Origin of the sequence: Chitinophaga sp. 180180018-3 (genome assembly GCF_037893185.1) — a bacterium.
GTDB lineage: Bacteria > Bacteroidota > Bacteroidia > Chitinophagales > Chitinophagaceae > Chitinophaga.
On the sequence record NZ_CP140772.1, the window covers coordinates 505,225 to 522,683 of the forward strand.

Below are 17,459 nucleotides of genomic sequence, written 5' to 3' on the forward strand. Positions count from 1 at the left end.
AGTTTTTTTAATGCTTATTGCTCCGGCCCCAGGCAATAAAAGCTGCCATAAAAATAGCTACTATATTGGCTCCTATTACGTTGGCTTCATTCCTTGATATATGAAAAATGATGGCGCACAGCATGAGTACGATAGCACAGCCGGCTGTCCATGTAGTGAGTATGGGTTTGATGCGTAACAAAGTTGGTAATATCAATCCAAGAGAACCCGCCAGATCTATCACAGCAAGCAGCCGCACCTGCCATAGAGGTACCTGTCCTATCCAGGGAGCGAATCCGGCAGCAGTGGCTGCTGGCATGAATTTGAGAATAGCACCGGTTAAGAAAAAGAGTGCGAGCAAAATTTGTGCGACCCATAGGGAAATATGCCAGGACTTTGATGGCTGCTGAGTTTTCATTTGATCTGTATTGTTTTAATGAGGTCACAAAGCTATTTACATTAACTTTATAATTGAAAGCACTATCCATTCGGATAGCGCTTTCCCAATGGATAGTATCGCAAACATTTTTTACCGGAGAAAACAGGATCAATGTTAACAAAAGATGGATGCCCATCGAATGCCCGTTCTATCAAAGACGCCCTTGAAGCGCTTGAAGGAAAATGGAAGCTGCTTATTTTATTTGCACTGGCATCGGGTAACAAGCGCTTTAAACAGATTGCAAAGGAAGTAAATGGGATAACAGATAAGACATTGTCGAAAGAGCTGAAGAGTCTGGAAGCCAACAAACTGATAAGCCGGGAAGAGTACGATACTTTTCCTCCAACAGTGGAGTATTCGATCACTTCCCACGGAAAATCGCTGGAAGGTTTGATGGAAGAGCTGCATAGGTGGGGCCTGCTGCACCGGAAGAAGATTATTGGCAAATGAGTGGGTCAGTGCTGCAGTTGCACTATGCAGAGACAGATACCAGTATACGTAACGATAAATGGTAAACTACAATGCCCCAAAGCATCTGGCTTTGGGGCATTGTAGTTTACCAGGCATGAATCCAATTATTATTTATCTATAGTAACGTGTTGATGTTTGAGCGCTGCAATGCGCACCACTAAATCTGCCAGCCGGTTAGAGTAGCCAAATTCATTATCATACCAGCCTACAACTTTTACCAGATCGCCTACAATAGAGGTTAGTAAAGCATCGAAGGTGCAGGAATAAGGATTGTCAATGATGTCGATGGATACGATTGGCGCTTCTGTATATTTCAGTACGCCTTTCATTGAAGTAGCAGCGGCTTCTTTGAACCGGGCATTGATTTCAGCAACACTTTCCGGTTGCTTTTTCAGGATGCAGGTAAAATCAGTCAGTGATCCGTTTAAAACCGGCACACGTATACCTGCGCCACCCATCCGGCCTTCCAGATGCGGGAATATGGAGGTTATAGCTTTGGCAGCACCTGTGGATGTAGGAATGATAGATGCTGATGCGGCCCGTGCTCTGCGAAGATCCCGGTGCGGGGCATCATGCAGGTTCTGATCTCCGGTCATGGAATGGACTGTAGTAATATAGCCGTCTATGATTCCCCAGTTATCGTCTAACACTTTTACCATAGGGGCAACATTATTAGTGGTACATGAGGCATTGGATAATATGGGAGAGCTAAGATCTATCAAATGATCGTTCACTCCCAGTACTACCGTGGGAATATCTTTATCCGGTGAAGGGGCTGAAACAATCACCTGCCTGGCGCCGGCCTGCAAATGCAGAGCGGCATGAGCCCTGGTGGTAAATTTGCCGGTGGATTCAATCACTAAGTCAATATCCAGATCCGCCCAGGGGAGCTTCAGCGGATCGCGTTCCGCTAAAACGCGGATTGATTTTCCGTCGATAATCAGTGAATCGGTGGCCACTTCAACTTCTCCTTTATACGGACCATGCACAGAATCGTAACAGTATAGGTGCGCCAATGTAGCCGTATCTGCCAGATCATTTATTGCAATTACTTCTACGCCGGCCTTTTGCAGTAACATACGTAAGGATACCCTGCCAATACGCCCGAAACCATTAATAGCTATTCTCATGTTAATTTCATTGTAGTATGTAAAATTATCTGATAATACCGAAATTGCAAAAAGGCAATCTGTTTGCTATGATAGGTATTGATAATAATTTAAATACATATAATGATCAGGAGAGGTTTGACCGGGGTGAAATTGGTGGTATTTTGAGGCGCCTCCGTTGTAGCCGGTGTATCCATGTAGCGACTATTCCAATTGGTTTCTTTTTAACAGCCGCCTGATTGCCGCTACATGAGCATACAGCACCAATGGTACCAGACAGGATGGAAGCAGCAGGAAAGGGAAATAGACGAACGCTATCTTAGGCTGTTCGGGGGCAAGTGGCACCAATTTCGTTACTACCGACAGCATAACAATCATTACTATATTCATTAACAAACCCAGACAGATCAGGTTCCAGATCAGGAGGAGTGGCTTATTCAGCCGGCCTTTCACAAATCCAACATACCATACAAGCGGTGCCGATAAACCGGATAATATATCGAAATTCCTGCCTTCAAAAGTCATCTCTCCCGGAATAGCTTTGTTTAGGAACAACCAGTACAGGACTATCTCTACTGGTATTCTTACTGTGTGTAAAACGGTTAAGGTCCTGATGTTCAGGTTGTCTATAAACCTTCTGCCTACCGGTATGATTAAACTAATCAGTAAAAACAGTAACGGTGGTAATGTAAGTAATAAAAACCTGGGTGGTGCGGTATTGATCTTATAAAAATCATTTAATCCCAAAATGGATTGAAAGATAATCCAAAGGGAAATAATCATCAGAAACGGTTTTGAATAATTAGCGGCTTTATAAAACAACCCGATGGCTGCAATAACGGTGAGGTCAAAAATTGCATAAACGTAGAACGGCAAAGTTTGCATGGATCTGAGGTTTATTCTTCCCTGCAAAGAACGGCTATAGCGGCAACAATCCGCTTGTCAAATGACAACTAATGGTTGCCCGGCTGTTTTTTAGAGAACTCTTTGCGGATACGGCTTAGGGAAGAATCGGTGATGCCCAAATAGGAGGCAATGTGTTTGAGCTGTGCGTACTGAAATATTTCTTTATTGGTATTGATCAGATGACTATATCTTTCTTCAGCAGTTTGATTAATAAGCGACAGGGTTCGCTTCTTATATGCGGTAAATTCTTTGACCAGCATCGCCCGCCCAAATTCGCGAAACTCGGGCACCGAATGGAATAATATATTTAGTTTTTCGATTGAAAGAAGAAAGCCATCACATGCAGTAATAGCCTGGATATTTTCCATTGACCTGGTTCCGGTAAAAAGTGAGGTTATCTCGGAAACATGGTTGTTTTTGGTGAAAAAATAAGTGGTTACTTCTTCTCCTTCAGTATTGTGTGTATAGGCCCGCATAAATCCTTCCGTCATAAAAAAGTTTCCTGTACTTACCTGCCCTTCCTTGACAAACAATTCGTATTTGTCGAAATGTTGAGGTTCGAAATAACCAGCTATGTCTTCAAGAACCTGTCTTGAAGCGGAAAGACGAGAAGACAAAAGCGTATCCCGGATAAATATAATGAGGGGCTCCTTATCCATTTTGATACTAATATAACGTATAACATTTGATTATAGAAAGAAGGATTCGGGATCATCCCATACAATAGACAAGCAGGAACTTTCTTTGTTTGATTTTATAGATTCGAATGAATTTTACTTCTATGACCTGGGGTCATCGGAATCCGACTAAATACCCGACATGAAATGAAGAATCCACTAAAATTTCATCTGTAATGGTGATTAAATTTCATTATTGACAGGTTGATGTTGATCACCTTTCGAATTTGCATAACGGTAAACGAAGTACCAGGTAATAAGTATCTGAAATAATATTACCGATGGCAAAAGAAATGGATAACGTATAAAAGGAGTCAGCGTATCGCCATGTGCTAACATGATCGGCAGATCAATTACATTGAACACAATGATGACCCAAAGCAATGCCTTGCTCCCCTTAAAGTACCACCAGCAGAATATTCCATATGCAAATTCAATGATGAAATTCAGGATAGGGTAATCGATAATACCAAATCCCAAAACCGGGTTGGCGGAGAATGGCGACAACTGAATATCTTTTTCATGGAAGATCATATCAATTATAACATGCGACAAAACCCCGATAGCAAAGGCCACCGCGAGCTTCCTATTGTTATAGCCCCAGTTAATCACACAAAATGAAAGCGCTGCTGCTACAATTCCTGAAAAAATTGAATGTGAATAAGGCAGGTAGTCGAGATGAATGCTGCCGCCGGAAGCTGAAAAATGTTCCCAACCCAGGTAGTTGAAAAGCACCCATAGTATTTCCACCAATTGCACGGAGATCAGCAGTGGGAGCAATGGTAGTTTTGATTCTTTTTTTCTTAACAACAAAGCTGTTGCAGCATGATTAATTGCGTACATAAAATAAAGTTTGGATTTATTTTATGCAAAGATCCCGGGGTTACTTTACATAGGCTTGAATGAATTGGCTATTCTTCAATAAAAATGAAGGGGCCAGTCCAAACATTCGTTTGAACGTCCGGTTGAAGTGCGGGGCATCGGAGAAACCAGCTTCGAGGGCAGCATCTGTGATGTCTTTGGCGTCAATTATATACCGCAGCGCAGTTAAAAGCCTGACCCATAGGATATATTTCCTGATGGGAATACCCACCTGTGTCGTAAATAAGTGAATGAGCCGACTCGGAGAAAGATAGACGATAGCTGATAAATTTTTGATCTTTATCGGTACATGTCCCGGCTGTTTAAGGACTTCCAGGACCCTGGTGATCCGGTCATCCATCTCCGCATTTTCACCGGTATTTGAAAGTTCCCTGAGAAATTGGAGTGTAATATTAAAAATACTGTCGACAGTTGTGTTACCCGATAGTAGCGGTTTTATTCCTTCCAATAAGTCTTCCACGATTGCTTCCGGTAATGCTGCCAGTTTTTTGCCGGATAGACAAGTCTTCTTAAGGCCTGTCCCTATTTTACACTCCGGATCGATATTGATCAGTAGAAATGTATTGTTGCGGGTTCTGCATTCATGCGGTTCATCGGAATCAATGATAACAGCCTTATGTTTAATAGTTGAACCCGATGAGATGATCTCTATGTTATCTTCAAAACTTATGGCAATCTGCAGGGCGTGATGTTTGTGAACAACTGTATCGATAGCACGGCCTATATACATAAAGTACCCTGTCGAAAAAAATAATAGCGGCTGTTTCATGCTATGCGGGTTTATGTTTAAGGATACCCAAATAAAGTTACATGAATCAGACAGATCAGGCAAAATAAGTGTTGAATTGCCAGGGACCCGGGCGGGGAATAAAAAGTGCCCTCGCGTTAGCGTTTGCGGGGAGCTGGGTTACGACTTTCGACACTTCTTGCAACAGATTTAGGCAAGATTTTGTAGTTCTTACCAGCGCAGGACAAGTGTCGAACCATAGGAATTATATAGTGTCTGAATTTATCCAATTATAGATATAAGTAGCCACCTCCTTCCAATTCTTGTCTCCGCAGATAAAATGTCCCCGGTTCTCAAAAACTTTAAATTCCTTTACTCCGCTTGCATCTTTATAAGCAGCGAAGTTTTTCTTGTTTAGTTCATGTGGGATGATGTGATCTTTTTCACCTGCAATAAATAGCAAAGGAACATGTGGTTTTGCAAAATCTATTTTCGCAAATTTTTTGGTAGTTCCCCTTGGGATATTTCTGCTTTCAGGTACTGCAAATTCATCAAACGCTTTGTCCGATTCTTCTCTGGTTAGCGTGTTACCAAAAGAATAGTACCACCATTTCTTAGTAGGATGAAAAACTGAATTACCTTTCAAAGGATTCAGTACAGGTAAATTGGCTTCAAGGAAACTCCATTGAGTGGGTATTATTCCCGCAGGCGCTGCGCCGTCTATACAAACACCGGCAGCAGCTTTATCTAACTCTACCAGTTTTTGAACGGAAAGTCCGCCTAAAGAATGGCCGATGAGAATGGGTTTTTCCGGCAATGTATCAATAAAGGCAGAGAGTTTGTTTATCACATCTTCAAAAGTTACATCTCCCAATTCTTCCGGCGTATTCTCCCACATTTCTTTCGGTGTAGCTTCGTGGTATGGATTGGCGGGAGCATGACATGTATAGCCTTTATCTTCAAAAAAAGCTACCCAATTATCCCAGCTTTTAGCTGTCACAAACAGTCCGTGTGCAAATACTATAGTTTTTGATTTCATATTAAAATTTTATGTGAAAGTATAAATCAGTTGCAAAAAAAACTTTAACCCAGGTTAAAATCGTATTACCTGGCTGAAATTCTTTTCCTAATCCGGCTTAATGAAGGCCCCTGAATACCTAAATAAGATGAAATATGATATAGTGGAACGTTATTGAAAATATCTGGATGGTTATTTACTAAGTCAAGATACCTTTCTTCCGGTGTCTTGAATAAAAAACCTTCAATCCGTTCATTTACTACATTAAATGCCTGCTGTGCTAAAAGCCGTCCAAATCTTTCCCACGAATGAGACTTTTTATATAGAGATAATAAATCATCGATACTGATGCATAAAACATTTGCGTCTGCTATCGCCTGTGTATGATAGTCGCAAGGAACCTGGTTGATAAAGCTTTTAAAAGTTACCACAAACTGATTGGCAGAAAACAAAAAAACATTTTTTTCTGTGCACGTTTTTTCATCGATAACATACGCGCGAAAAACACCTTCGATAATAAATCCCAGGTATCTGCAAACTGTTTTTTGCTTGTTGTAAAAGTCATTTTTGTTATAAGCCTGAGGCTGCCACATGTTTTTTGACAGTGAAAGGTCCTCTTCAGTGAGATCAGCGAACTGTCGGACAGCAAAAGATAATTTTTCAAAATCAGTCATTGAACATTTATTTTAGAGCAGGTATCAACAACGGATAAAATTTAAGAAAAAAGAACACAATCTCAAAATCGCTAAGATTCATTCCCTTTAAGTCGTAGTAGTGATAATTAATGTAAAAATGGGAATGATGGAATTCGTGGAGTACCTGACTACCGTTTTCATAGCATTACAACATTATTTGAGGTGCTATAGAAATAGCAGCTTTGAGGCAGCAGACAGACAATTGTATAAAAACGACAAAATCCGCTACTGTAGCGGATTTTGTCGTTTTGCGGACCAGACGGGACTCGAACCCGCGACCTCCGCCGTGACAGGGCGGCATTCTAACCAACTGAACTACTGATCCTCCTATCAGGCCATGGCTGGCCTTTGAAGGGCTGCAAATATATAAATATTCAATTTAATCCTCCAAATGTTTTTTATGCTCCAGTAATGGTGTGCCAGCCCTGACCATCACAGATGAAGAGGTCGGGCTGCAACGGCAGTTGTTGATATGCTTCCGGCAATGGTGGCATTTCCCGGAATGAGAAAGGTCCGGCTACCGCGGCATCTTCCGTCAACATAAATAATTATTTAAAACAATGAAAGACAGGATATTTAGTGTATGATTTACCCGTTATTCCAGGCTAATAAATATTCTGTCCAAAAGCTTTACCTTTTGAAAAAGTAAATTTATATTGCCTGTACAAACGGCTTAGCTGAGAATGCTGGTATCAAACGAACAGATTTTTTCAATCATATTTTTAATTATATTATTTAGTAAAAGATAGAATAAGAGCGCTTTGCCTTTACTCATCCATCGAAGCTAAATCGATTTTCAACCGGAAGACAGAGGGATCAACCAGGAATCGCCAGAGTTAATATCCACGTAATATTAAGCTGTTATTTTTGTGCACACCGTTATATTCCAAATATGTCTGAACTTAAATCAATAACTAATCAGCCTTTGTCCTGTACTTCGCGCCAGGAGGACTTTGAAGCGTCGGTAGCTGCTTATTGGGATAAGTTACTGGGGATAGCTGCGGCTAAAACCAATCCTCATGATGCATTTGACATTGTGCAGGATGTATTGCTTTCTTTATGGGTGAAATGGGAAGAAGTGCCGAAAGATGAGACGCTGGAGTTTTACCTGCTCAATGCTTTGAAATTCCGGATATTAAAATATTATCGTACCAGTGGCCGCTACCAGGCACACCTTAAAAGACTGGAGCTGTTGCTGAACGATACCCTGGAAACGCCGGGAGCACTGGCTCAGGAAGAGTTGCATGGAGTAAAGGAAACCATTGTCAATGAAGCGCTTGGGGTTTTGTCGCCCAGTCAGCGCCAACTGTTTATACTTAGAGTGAACCACCATTATTCTTACCAGAAAATTGCACAGCTGCTGGGTATAGACCCGGGATCTGCACGCGTTTTGTACAGTCGCGCACTGAAACAGGTAAAGGCTCATATAAAAGACAATCCGGCCTTATCTGCGAGTCTTGTTTCCGCATTAATGTTGTTTACAATTTCTTAATCTTGGACCGAGTTAACATTTTTTGTGTTGCGGGTATTCACTTATAGATGGCACCGCAAAAGTATCCAAGGGCACAGGCCCTGATAGAAAAATTTCTCGCAGGGAAATGCACTCCGGAAGAACTGGAGCTGCTGGATAGCTGGTATGGCTCATTGGGAGAAGATGCAACAGAAGAATTGACATCAGCCCAGTCGGCCGGATACCATCAGCAGTTTCTGACCAATTTCCGCGACAGTTTGCCCCGCCCGGTACAGCCCTGGTGGAGGCGACGAGCTCTGAAATGGTCTGCCGCCGCCAGTTTCCTGATACTGGCCGGAACCGGCTGGATGCTGTGGCCCCACTTACATCGTTCATCATCGTCCATTGCCCAGAACAAAATCTATACAGTGACCAATGAAACCAGTAATATAAAACTGGTAACACTGCCGGATAGCTCTAAAGTGTGGCTGAACGCCACCGCCTCCATACGCTGGAAGGAGGATTTTAATCAGAAGTCCCGCATTGTACAGCTGACGGGAGAAGGCTTTTTTGATGTACAAGGAAGTACAGGCAAACCTTTCGTTATCCACACCAGGGATCTGGCCATACAGGTGCTGGGAACCCGGTTCAACGTAGAAGCATACGCCAGTGAAGGTCTCACGCGCGTATCGCTGGTACAGGGTAAGGTAAAGGTACGTGCCGTGAAAGATGCTGACCTCACCACCATTCTTAAACCAGGATATGCTGCAGCATATAATAATGGCGATAAAGAACTAAACATTACTGAAACGGAAGCAGGAAAGGTGGCTGCCTGGAAAAACGGCGCCTTCAGCGCTACTGACCTGCCTTTTAAAGATGCCGTAACACGCCTGTGTAACAGTCATGGCTACACTGTTACCTGGAAAACAGTACAGGGCATCGACAAAAACATTTCCGTCATGTTCAGAAAAGAGAGCTTTGCGAAAATGATCGACAACTTATGCTACATCAATCGTAAGCACTACCGGATCACCAATAAAGAGGTGACCATTTTTTAACAACACAAGAACATTCCCGAAAAAACTCACACATGAAAATTAAATTTACTGTGTCGGACCACTGTGCCCATAAGGGAACAGGCACTATGTCCAGTCTCAAGCGGTTCCTTTTAATGGGATGCGCCCTGCTGCCCGCCACTATCGGTTTTGCAAGGCAAACCTGTTTAAATGAAAAGGTGAAGCTGGATATTTCAAAAGCCTCGCTCACCCAGGTGCTGACAGCGCTGGGTAATCAGAGCAGCTGTACTTTCAACTACGTAAAGCAGGACTTCGACAAGATCATCATCCGCGACTTCAAGCCGGATAATATCACGTTGAATGAAGCCCTGAATATGCTGAAAAATAAATCGGGAATAGAATTCAGTGTAAGCGATAATTCCATCCTGTTGAGAAAAGCAGAGAAAGATCCGGTAGAAGCAGGTGCTCAGGTAGTTACCCGGAAAATTACCGGAAAGATTACCAACGAAAGTAATGAGCCAATTCCCGGTGTTTCTGTTTGGGTAAAAGGAACTAAAACCCGTACTGTTTCTGATGCTGATGGTCGTTATGAAATTACTGTTGAAAATGAGAAAGCAGTATTGAGCTTTAGTTTTGTGGGATATGAAACCGTGGAGAAAGCAGCCGGGAACGGGGAAACGCTGAACATCAATATGAAGCCGAGCAACAACGCGCTGAATGAAGTAGTGGTGTTGGGTTATGGTACCGCTAAAAAAGGTGATTTGTCTGCCGCGGTATCCGTTGTACCGGATATGAAGCAGATCAAGGAACGCCCGGTGATGGATGTGAATAACATGATCCAGGGTAAAGCGGCTGGTGTAACGGTGGTGAGTAATGGAGGGCATATGAGCGATGCCAATAAAGTAGTGATTCGCGGAGCAGGTTCACGGCAGAATGAAAGCGTATTATATGTAGTAGACGGTGTACCGGGCGCCCCCTTTAATCCGGCGGATGTGGAATCGATCACAGTGTTGAAAGATGCGGCATCTGCTGCTATTTACGGTGCCTTCACGGGTGCTGCAGGTGTTATCCTGATCACTACACGGCAGGCAACCAAAGGTCAGCCCAGTGTTCAGTATACTGGATTCGTTGGTGCTAAAAAAGCCTGGCGAACATTGGAATCGCTTTCAGCGGAAGATGAAGCGAAAGTATCCAATCTCGCACAAACCAATGCCGGTCAGCCTCCACTGGATGGTTGGGACCCTGCCAAGAACCCGTATGGATTAGTTACACGCACCGACTGGATGAAGGAAATTTTCCGTACTGGTATGATGCATAGACATAACATCAGCATCAATGCGGGGACTGAGAAGTTTTCTACGCTTATCCAGGGCCGCTATGAAGATGAGGAAGGAACACTGTTGAATACTTATAATAAGAATATCTCGCTGAGATTTAATTCGACCTACGAGTTCACCAAAAAACTGAAATTCCACCAGGATCTCTTCTGGAACAATAACGATAACAGGGATGCTGAAACAGCCAGTGGTTATAGCGGTGTTATACTTTCCGCTATATACATGCCACGTTCAGCTACTCCTTATTATGCAGACGGAACTTTTGGTGGTGTGGGCCCGAGAGATGGTGCTTACAACGGTATTTACGGAGATGCGATCAACCCGGTGGCAACTTTGCTGAGAAATCAGCCGTATAATAAAACCAATGATCTGCAATCTATCAGTGAGTTTTCTGCATCAGATATTATTCATGGTCTGAATTTTACTTCACGTTTTTCCTACCGTTCAACCAACGGTTTATGGAAAAATTTTGAGCCGAGAAGAACAGAACCGGGTAAACCGAATGACCAGAATACGCTGACCTATGCCAGCACAAAAAACTATAACTGGATCTGGGAAAATACGCTCAATTATAACCGCGTATTTAACAGACATAGCATAGGAGCTATGGCTTCTATCACCGCACAGGAAGCATCACACCGCAAATTCACAGCTGCAGCTAAAGGATTTGAGAATGAAGCAGATTGGGCACAGTTCTTCGTAAATGCCAGCGTTTTTGATCAGACGCAGCCATCAGATGAACAATGGCTCGACCGTGCAGTTTCTTATGTTGGAAGGGTTTCCTATAGCTGGGCCGATCGTTACTTCCTGACTGGTAGCTACCGTTATGATATCGCCGGCCGCCTGGCTAATGGATATCGCAGCAAAGGCCTGCCGGGTGTAACTGCCGCCTGGAAGATCAGCTCAGAGCCATTTATGCATGATGTAAAATGGATAGACCTCCTGAAGGTAAGAGGTAGCTGGGGCCGGATTGGGAATATCAATTCCATCTGGGTAAACTATGGATATCCTACATTGAGAGCTGACTATACTTATCAGATCGGAAATGGCGCCCCCCGCAGCAATTCACTGGCTGTTGGAGCTGCTTTCAATCCAACACTTTCATGGGAAAGCTCCAGGCAAACAGATGTTGGTATCGACATCGCATTGCTGAAACAGCGGTTGAATATTACTGCTGATTACTTTGATAAACTGACCTATGACCTTATTAAGCAACAAGACTCCAAATGGACCAGTACTTACGGATATGACGCTCCTTATATCAACCAGGGTAAGATCAGCAACAAAGGTTTTGAGCTAGCGGCTTCCTGGAATGATCATATCGGATCTGTTGGTTACTCCATTGGTGGTAACATTGCGACACTGAAGAATAGGGTGGCATACATAGATGAGAATAAAGACAGCTACTGGCAGACTTCAGATAATTTCAGAGGTGTATTAACTCCTTTCCGTTCTAAAGTAGGAGAGCCTTTTAATTCTTACTGGCTGATCAAAACTGCGGGCATCTTCCAGTCGGACGACGAGGTGAAAGCCTATCAACACAATGGTCAGATGATCCAGCCTAACGCTAAAGCAGGTGATCTGAAATTTGTAGACGTCAATGGCGACGGTAAGATTGATGATCAGGACCGTGTTTATATGGGGAACGCTTTCCCTAGCCTGACTTACGGTTTCAATGCAGGCATTACCTGGAAGAATTTCGACCTGAGCCTGTTTTTCCAGGGAGTAGGAGGCGTGAAACTTTTCAATGCGTTCAAATTAACTACCCTGAGTGGATCTGAACAGGGATATAACCGCTGGGATAAAATCCTGGATGCGTGGTCTCCAACCAATAAGGGTTCCAATATTCCGCGTATTTCCGCAAACGATCCGAATAAAAACTTCCAGACTAACTCCGACTGGTATCTGGAAAACGGTAATTACCTGAGATTAAAGAACATCCTTATTGGGTACACATTTAATAAAATGAGATGGAACCAGGGGCTGCGTGTTTACTTCAGCGGCGATAACCTGCTTACTTTCACCAAATATACCGGTATGGATCCGGAAGTAGGTGGTATTGGTCTCGATGGCGGCCAGTTCCCTATTTCGCGTGTTTTCTCAATAGGTGCTAATGTTAAATTCTGATCTAAGCTAACAGTATTATGAAAAAGACTAGCTATAAAATAATTATGTTGGCTTCCCTGATAACAGGCGCCAGCAGTTGTTCCAAATGGGTAGATACCAAACCTTATGGTGCGCCTTCTACGGCTATATTCTGGCAGAGTGACAACGATCTGAAGAAGGCTACCGCGGATATGTATACTGCCATGAAACTGGAGGAAACCTGGGGAAGAGACCTGTTTTACATGCAGGACGCTAGCGATGATTTGATCGTTGGCCGTGCGAAAGCTTCTGCAGAAAACATCAAGAATTTTGTTCCGAGTGGCCGGGAAGGTTATTTGTCGAGCGGCTGGGATAAATTATACGCGGCACTCAACCGTGCCAACCAGGTGATACAGGGTGTACCCACCTCAAAAAACACCAGCGAAGCCGCACGCAACCAGGCGCTCGGCGAAGCTTATTTCATGAGAGGCTTTGTACATTTCTGGATTGCTTATCTCTGGGGGCATAAAGACCAGGGCGTTCCTTTCGACGGTCCGGAGAATCCGGAATTCGGGAAACGTATTCCACCTCAATTGCCTTCTGTTACGGATAACTACGCTCAGATCGTAGCAGATCTGCAAAAAGCAGCTGACCTGCTGCCATTATTTGAAACATATTCTTCCGACAACCAGGGACGTGCCCATAAAGTGGCTGCCTGGGGATATATGGTAAAGGCTTATGCTTACTGGGCACAGTATGATGCCTCCAAATGGGCTTTGATACTGCCTATCTGTGATAAAATCAAAAATGATGGTCATCGTGCGCTTATCACCGGAAAAGAAAATGCCAAGGCGAATTACAAGGCTGTTTTCACCATCGCTAATAACTGGAGCTCAGAATACATCTGGTCTGTTACCTCAGGGGTACAAGGTGGATCTGAATTTCCGGGTGTAATATTGGAAAACGGCGGTTGGAGCCTTTACAACGGTTGGGGATATTTCCAGCCTACAGAAGAGTTATTTGAAGAATATGAAGTCAATGATCCTCGTCGTGATGTTACCATCCTGAACTTTGGTGATAAATTCACTTACTTCGGATTAGACAAATCATATTTCTCTACCAACAGCCAATCCGGATTCCAGATCAATAAATACATGGAACCATATAGCTACGGTAAGAATGGAGATAGAACTACCAATCCAAACATCAACCAGAACGGCGACTATCCTACTACCACACTCAACCTGCCACTCATGCGTTACGCTGAGATCCTCCTGTTCAAAGCAGAAGCGCTGATCAAACTCGGCAGAGGCGGAGAAGCTGCTGGTCCGCTGAATGAAGTGCGAGCCCGCGTAGGACTTGCTCCGGTAGCTGCACCCACTATGGCCGACCTGAAGCATGAGCGCCGCGTGGAGCTTGCATGTGAATGGACAGACCGGTTCCAGGATCTGAAACGCTGGGGTGATTACGACAAAATCAATGCGCCACTGCATGGCCGTATCCATTCCAATAAGCAGGATCCGGCATCACCGTATGTGCTTAAGGAAGTATGGCCTGCCCGCCATTTCGATCCGAACAAACATATGGCATGGCCAATGAATCCGGATGAAGTAGCAAAAAGTGCAGGTGCTTACAAGCAGGTACCAGGGTGGAATTAAGAATTAAGAATTAAGTATTAAGAATAAAAGCAGAGGCAGTGGCAGAGTTGATCTTTGCTACTGCCTTCGCTTTTGTGGTTTATTAGAGAAATAAATTGTAACTTTTGATCACTATTAGCGAATACCCCCGCCTGTAATTAATTCGTAATTCGTAATTTTTAATTCGTAATTCTCCTATGCGTAGCTACATTCCCTTCCTGTTCCTCCTGCTTGCCGGCTGTACAACCCGTCCGGGGCTAAATAAGTCCACTCAAACAGATACGGCTGTTGTGGTCGGGAAACCCCTCTTTAAAGATTTTATGGGTATCAATGGACATGTTACTTTCAAACCGGCACTGTACGGGCAGGTATGCAGGCTTGTGAGGAACTATCATAATATCGACTGGGATGTGAATGCTCCCGGTGATTCCCTGACTATCCCGCTGACCAACAATAATATTAACTGGCAGAAAGATATATATGGCCCCTGGAAGACTACCGGCTTTGAAACGGATATCTGTATGCAGTTTCTTTCATTTGGTGTTGGCAATCCTGGTTATAAGAACCTGTGGGATGGACATCAGCAATGGGCTTATGATTACGGGAAAGCAATGGCTGCTTTTTACGGTCCGTCGGGATCGCAACAACTGGCTACCTCCCTTGAAATTGATAATGAGCCAGGCAGCCGGTTCGACACGGCACTTTTTAAAACCCTGTTCGTGAATATGACGCGGGGAATCCGGGCAGGCGATAGCCGCATGAAAATTGTTACGCCGGCGGTTACCGCCGGGAAGCCTGATCCTTATCTGCAGGCGCTGAACGGGATGTATGCCAACAGCGATATCCTGCCGTTATATGATGTCATCAATCTGCACACGTACCCTACGATGGAGCAGTCTGCCACCAATGAAAACAGCTGGAACAGAAGTTTTCCGGAAGATAATAGCCTGCGGTTTCTGAAAGAGGTTGATGATGCGGTACAATGGCGAAATCAATATGCAAAGGAAAAGGAGATCTGGGTAACGGAATTTGGTTACGACGCCTGCACACCGGAAGCTATGACACGTCGTAAAGACTGGGCCCTGAAACTTAATTGGCAGGGGGCTACTGATCTGCAGCAGGCACAGTATCTTGTACGTTCTTTCCTGATGCTGGCTACAAAGGATATTCAGCGGGCCTACCTTTATTTCTACAATGATGATGATGAAGCATCCTTTCATGCTGCATCGGGTCTTACCAGGCATTTTGAGCCTAAGATGTCGTTCTGGGCGGTAAGGCAACTGTATCAGACGCTGGGCGATTACCGGCTCAGACGTACCGTTAAAAAACAAGCTGGCGAACTATATGTACTGGAGTTTGAAAAAAATAATGATCCGCATACATTGATATGGGTGGCCTGGTCGCCAACAGGAACCAGTACCAATAAAAAAGACGGCTATCAGCCGCATGTTACCCAGGCAGTATTGGAGAACCTGCCAGCCCGGCCCCAACATATAACTGCCATGGTTACTGCCGACGGAGCTGCTCCGCAGGTGCAATGGAAGGAGGCCGGTAATGCTTCCATTAGCCTCGCGGTAGGTGAGAGCCCGGTTTATATCAGTATGAAAACCAGAAACGAATAATAGCCAGCTGTTCATTCATGTAAATAAAGCAGGGGAGTTAAACCGGGTTAATTATATTAGCCTGATGATTAATGCTCCGGCCCTGCTGCTGTTGCTGTACGCAGCAACAACAGCAGGTGGAATAGGATACCAAAATAATGAACATGAGAAAAGAGATGTTTTTATCGTTGATACTGCTGTTTATCAACCTGATTAGGGTGACTGCACAACAGCGGGAAGTACCTGTATTTGTATCGGGTACAGAGGGGTATAAAACATTCCGGATACCTGCTTTTATACGTTTACCCAACAATGATCTGTTGGCATTTTGCGAAGGCAGGGTAGACGGCCCCGCTGATTTCGGGAAAATTGATATTGTGATGAAAAGAAGTCAGGATGACGGTAAAACATGGTCTGCCTTACAGGTGGTAGTCAACGACGGGCAGCCGCAGCTAAGCAACCCTGCCCCGGTGCTGGATCTCACTGATCCTGCATTTCCCGGTGGGCGGCTATTTCTGTTTTATAATCCCGGCAACTCCCGGGAAGCGGATGTTCTCCGTGGCAAAGGCGTAAAACATTGTTTGTATAAAACCTCTGCTGATGGAGGCGCTACCTGGGCGCCTGCTGTGGATATTACCCTGGAGGTACACCGGCCTAAACAGCCGGTTATAGATCCCGCCTTTAATTTCGAAGAAGACTGGCGCTATTACGCTAATACACCTGGTCATGCGATGCAGTTCAAAAAGGGCCCGTATAAAGGACGGATCTTTGTAGCCGCTAATCATACTGTTGGGAACCCTTTACCGGGAAGCGGCAATAACTTTGCGCATGGCTACTATACGGATGATCATGGAAAAACATTTAAGCTGGGAAATAGTATATCCGTTCCCGGTAGTAATGAATCGACTGCTGCAGAACTGCCAGATGGAAAACTGATGATGAACAGTCGTAATCAGCGCGGAAATATCAAGGCCCGGATCGTATCCGTGAGCAGCGACGGAGGCGCCACCTGGGACACCAGCTACCTGGATACCCGGCTGCCGGACCCTGTATGCGAGGGGAGTCTGCTGAGCCTGGACAAAGGTATGCTGGCCTTTTCCAATGCTGCCGATACAACGGCCAGGAATAATCTTACAGTGAGTATCAGTAAAAACGGTGGTCGTACCTGGACTAAACGTATACAGATATATAAAGGAAATGGAAGAAAGCCTGGCTATGCCTATGCTGCCTATTCGGACATGGTGCAGCTGGGCCGGCGGAAGATAGGCCTGTTATATGAAAAAGACCAGTATTCCTCGATTGTATTTACAGCAATAGATTTTTAACGACAGTGGCTGTCGTATTTAATCCACTATTTTGTCGTATTTGGCCTGCCTCAAATTTGCCGACTCGTTTTAAGTTTGCATCAACAACATTCATCACGCTTAAAA

At 44.2% G+C, this 17,459-nt stretch carries 16 protein-coding genes and 1 tRNA gene; 7 read left to right on the plus strand and 10 right to left on the minus strand.

Going from position 1 to position 17,459, the window contains the following annotated elements:
* Positions 1-7: 7 nt before the first annotated feature.
* Positions 8-397, minus strand: coding sequence for a DoxX family protein (locus UNH61_RS02015; RefSeq protein ID WP_326990438.1), 390 nt, complete (start codon positions 395-397; stop codon positions 8-10).
* 132 nt (positions 398-529) lie between these two features.
* Here UNH61_RS02015 and UNH61_RS02020 point away from each other — a divergent pair, with 132 nt between their 5' ends.
* A complete protein-coding gene (locus tag UNH61_RS02020) occupies positions 530-868 on the plus strand; it encodes a helix-turn-helix domain-containing protein (RefSeq protein WP_326990439.1) in 339 nt (112 codons plus the stop codon).
* A 128-nt stretch (positions 869-996) separates the two neighbouring features.
* On the opposite strand, the gene gap is transcribed toward UNH61_RS02020, so the two are convergent.
* The 9 genes from gap to UNH61_RS02065 all read right to left on the minus strand — a co-directional run bounded on the left by gap (position 997) and on the right by UNH61_RS02065 (position 7,445).
* Complete coding sequence (gap, locus tag UNH61_RS02025; RefSeq protein ID WP_326990440.1) at positions 997-2,019, minus strand: type I glyceraldehyde-3-phosphate dehydrogenase; 1,023 nt, start codon at positions 2,017-2,019, stop codon at positions 997-999.
* A gap of 183 nt (positions 2,020-2,202) precedes the next feature.
* Positions 2,203-2,883, minus strand: coding sequence for a hypothetical protein (locus UNH61_RS02030; protein WP_326990441.1), 681 nt, complete (start codon positions 2,881-2,883; stop codon positions 2,203-2,205).
* 68 nt (positions 2,884-2,951) lie between these two features.
* Positions 2,952-3,563 carry a Crp/Fnr family transcriptional regulator gene (locus UNH61_RS02035; protein WP_326990442.1) on the minus strand — a complete coding sequence of 204 codons (612 nt, stop codon included), beginning with the start codon at positions 3,561-3,563 and terminating at the stop codon, positions 2,952-2,954.
* Between the two features lie 201 nt (positions 3,564-3,764).
* On the minus strand, positions 3,765-4,424 hold the full coding sequence (locus tag UNH61_RS02040; protein WP_326990443.1) for a hypothetical protein: 660 nt from the start codon (positions 4,422-4,424) through the stop codon (positions 3,765-3,767).
* Between the two features lie 40 nt (positions 4,425-4,464).
* A complete protein-coding gene (locus tag UNH61_RS02045) occupies positions 4,465-5,232 on the minus strand; it encodes a helix-turn-helix domain-containing protein (RefSeq protein ID WP_326990444.1) in 768 nt (255 codons plus the stop codon).
* Positions 5,233-5,455: 223 nt separating this feature from the next.
* Positions 5,456-6,229, minus strand: coding sequence for an alpha/beta hydrolase (locus UNH61_RS02050; protein WP_326990445.1), 774 nt, complete (start codon positions 6,227-6,229; stop codon positions 5,456-5,458).
* 65 nt (positions 6,230-6,294) lie between these two features.
* Positions 6,295-6,882 (minus strand): Crp/Fnr family transcriptional regulator, encoded by a 588-nt coding sequence (locus tag UNH61_RS02055; protein WP_326990446.1) that lies wholly within the window; start codon positions 6,880-6,882, stop codon positions 6,295-6,297.
* Positions 6,883-7,154: 272 nt separating this feature from the next.
* A tRNA-Asp gene (locus UNH61_RS02060) sits at positions 7,155-7,228 on the minus strand.
* A gap of 73 nt (positions 7,229-7,301) precedes the next feature.
* Positions 7,302-7,445, minus strand: a complete 144-nt coding sequence (locus UNH61_RS02065) for an endonuclease V (RefSeq protein WP_326990447.1) — start codon at positions 7,443-7,445, stop codon at positions 7,302-7,304.
* A gap of 350 nt (positions 7,446-7,795) precedes the next feature.
* Here UNH61_RS02065 and UNH61_RS02070 point away from each other — a divergent pair, with 350 nt between their 5' ends.
* The 6 genes from UNH61_RS02070 (at position 7,796) to UNH61_RS02095 (ending at position 17,354) form a co-directional block, all read left to right on the plus strand.
* Positions 7,796-8,395, plus strand: a complete 600-nt coding sequence (locus tag UNH61_RS02070) for a sigma-70 family RNA polymerase sigma factor (RefSeq protein WP_326990448.1) — start codon at positions 7,796-7,798, stop codon at positions 8,393-8,395.
* Positions 8,396-8,442: 47 nt separating this feature from the next.
* On the plus strand, positions 8,443-9,411 hold the full coding sequence (locus UNH61_RS02075; RefSeq protein ID WP_326990449.1) for a FecR domain-containing protein: 969 nt from the start codon (positions 8,443-8,445) through the stop codon (positions 9,409-9,411).
* 32 nt (positions 9,412-9,443) lie between these two features.
* Entirely contained in the window at positions 9,444-12,833 is a 3,390-nt protein-coding gene (locus tag UNH61_RS02080) for a TonB-dependent receptor (RefSeq protein ID WP_326990450.1), read from the plus strand.
* Positions 12,834-12,850: 17 nt separating this feature from the next.
* The gene (locus tag UNH61_RS02085) at positions 12,851-14,449 is read left to right on the plus strand and encodes a RagB/SusD family nutrient uptake outer membrane protein (RefSeq protein WP_326990451.1); all 1,599 of its coding nucleotides are present in this window, start codon (positions 12,851-12,853) and stop codon (positions 14,447-14,449) included.
* 176 nt (positions 14,450-14,625) lie between these two features.
* Entirely contained in the window at positions 14,626-16,050 is a 1,425-nt protein-coding gene (locus UNH61_RS02090; protein ID WP_326990452.1) for a hypothetical protein, read from the plus strand.
* 143 nt (positions 16,051-16,193) lie between these two features.
* A complete protein-coding gene (locus tag UNH61_RS02095; RefSeq protein WP_326990453.1) occupies positions 16,194-17,354 on the plus strand; it encodes a sialidase family protein in 1,161 nt (386 codons plus the stop codon).
* Positions 17,355-17,459: the final 105 nt, after the last annotated feature.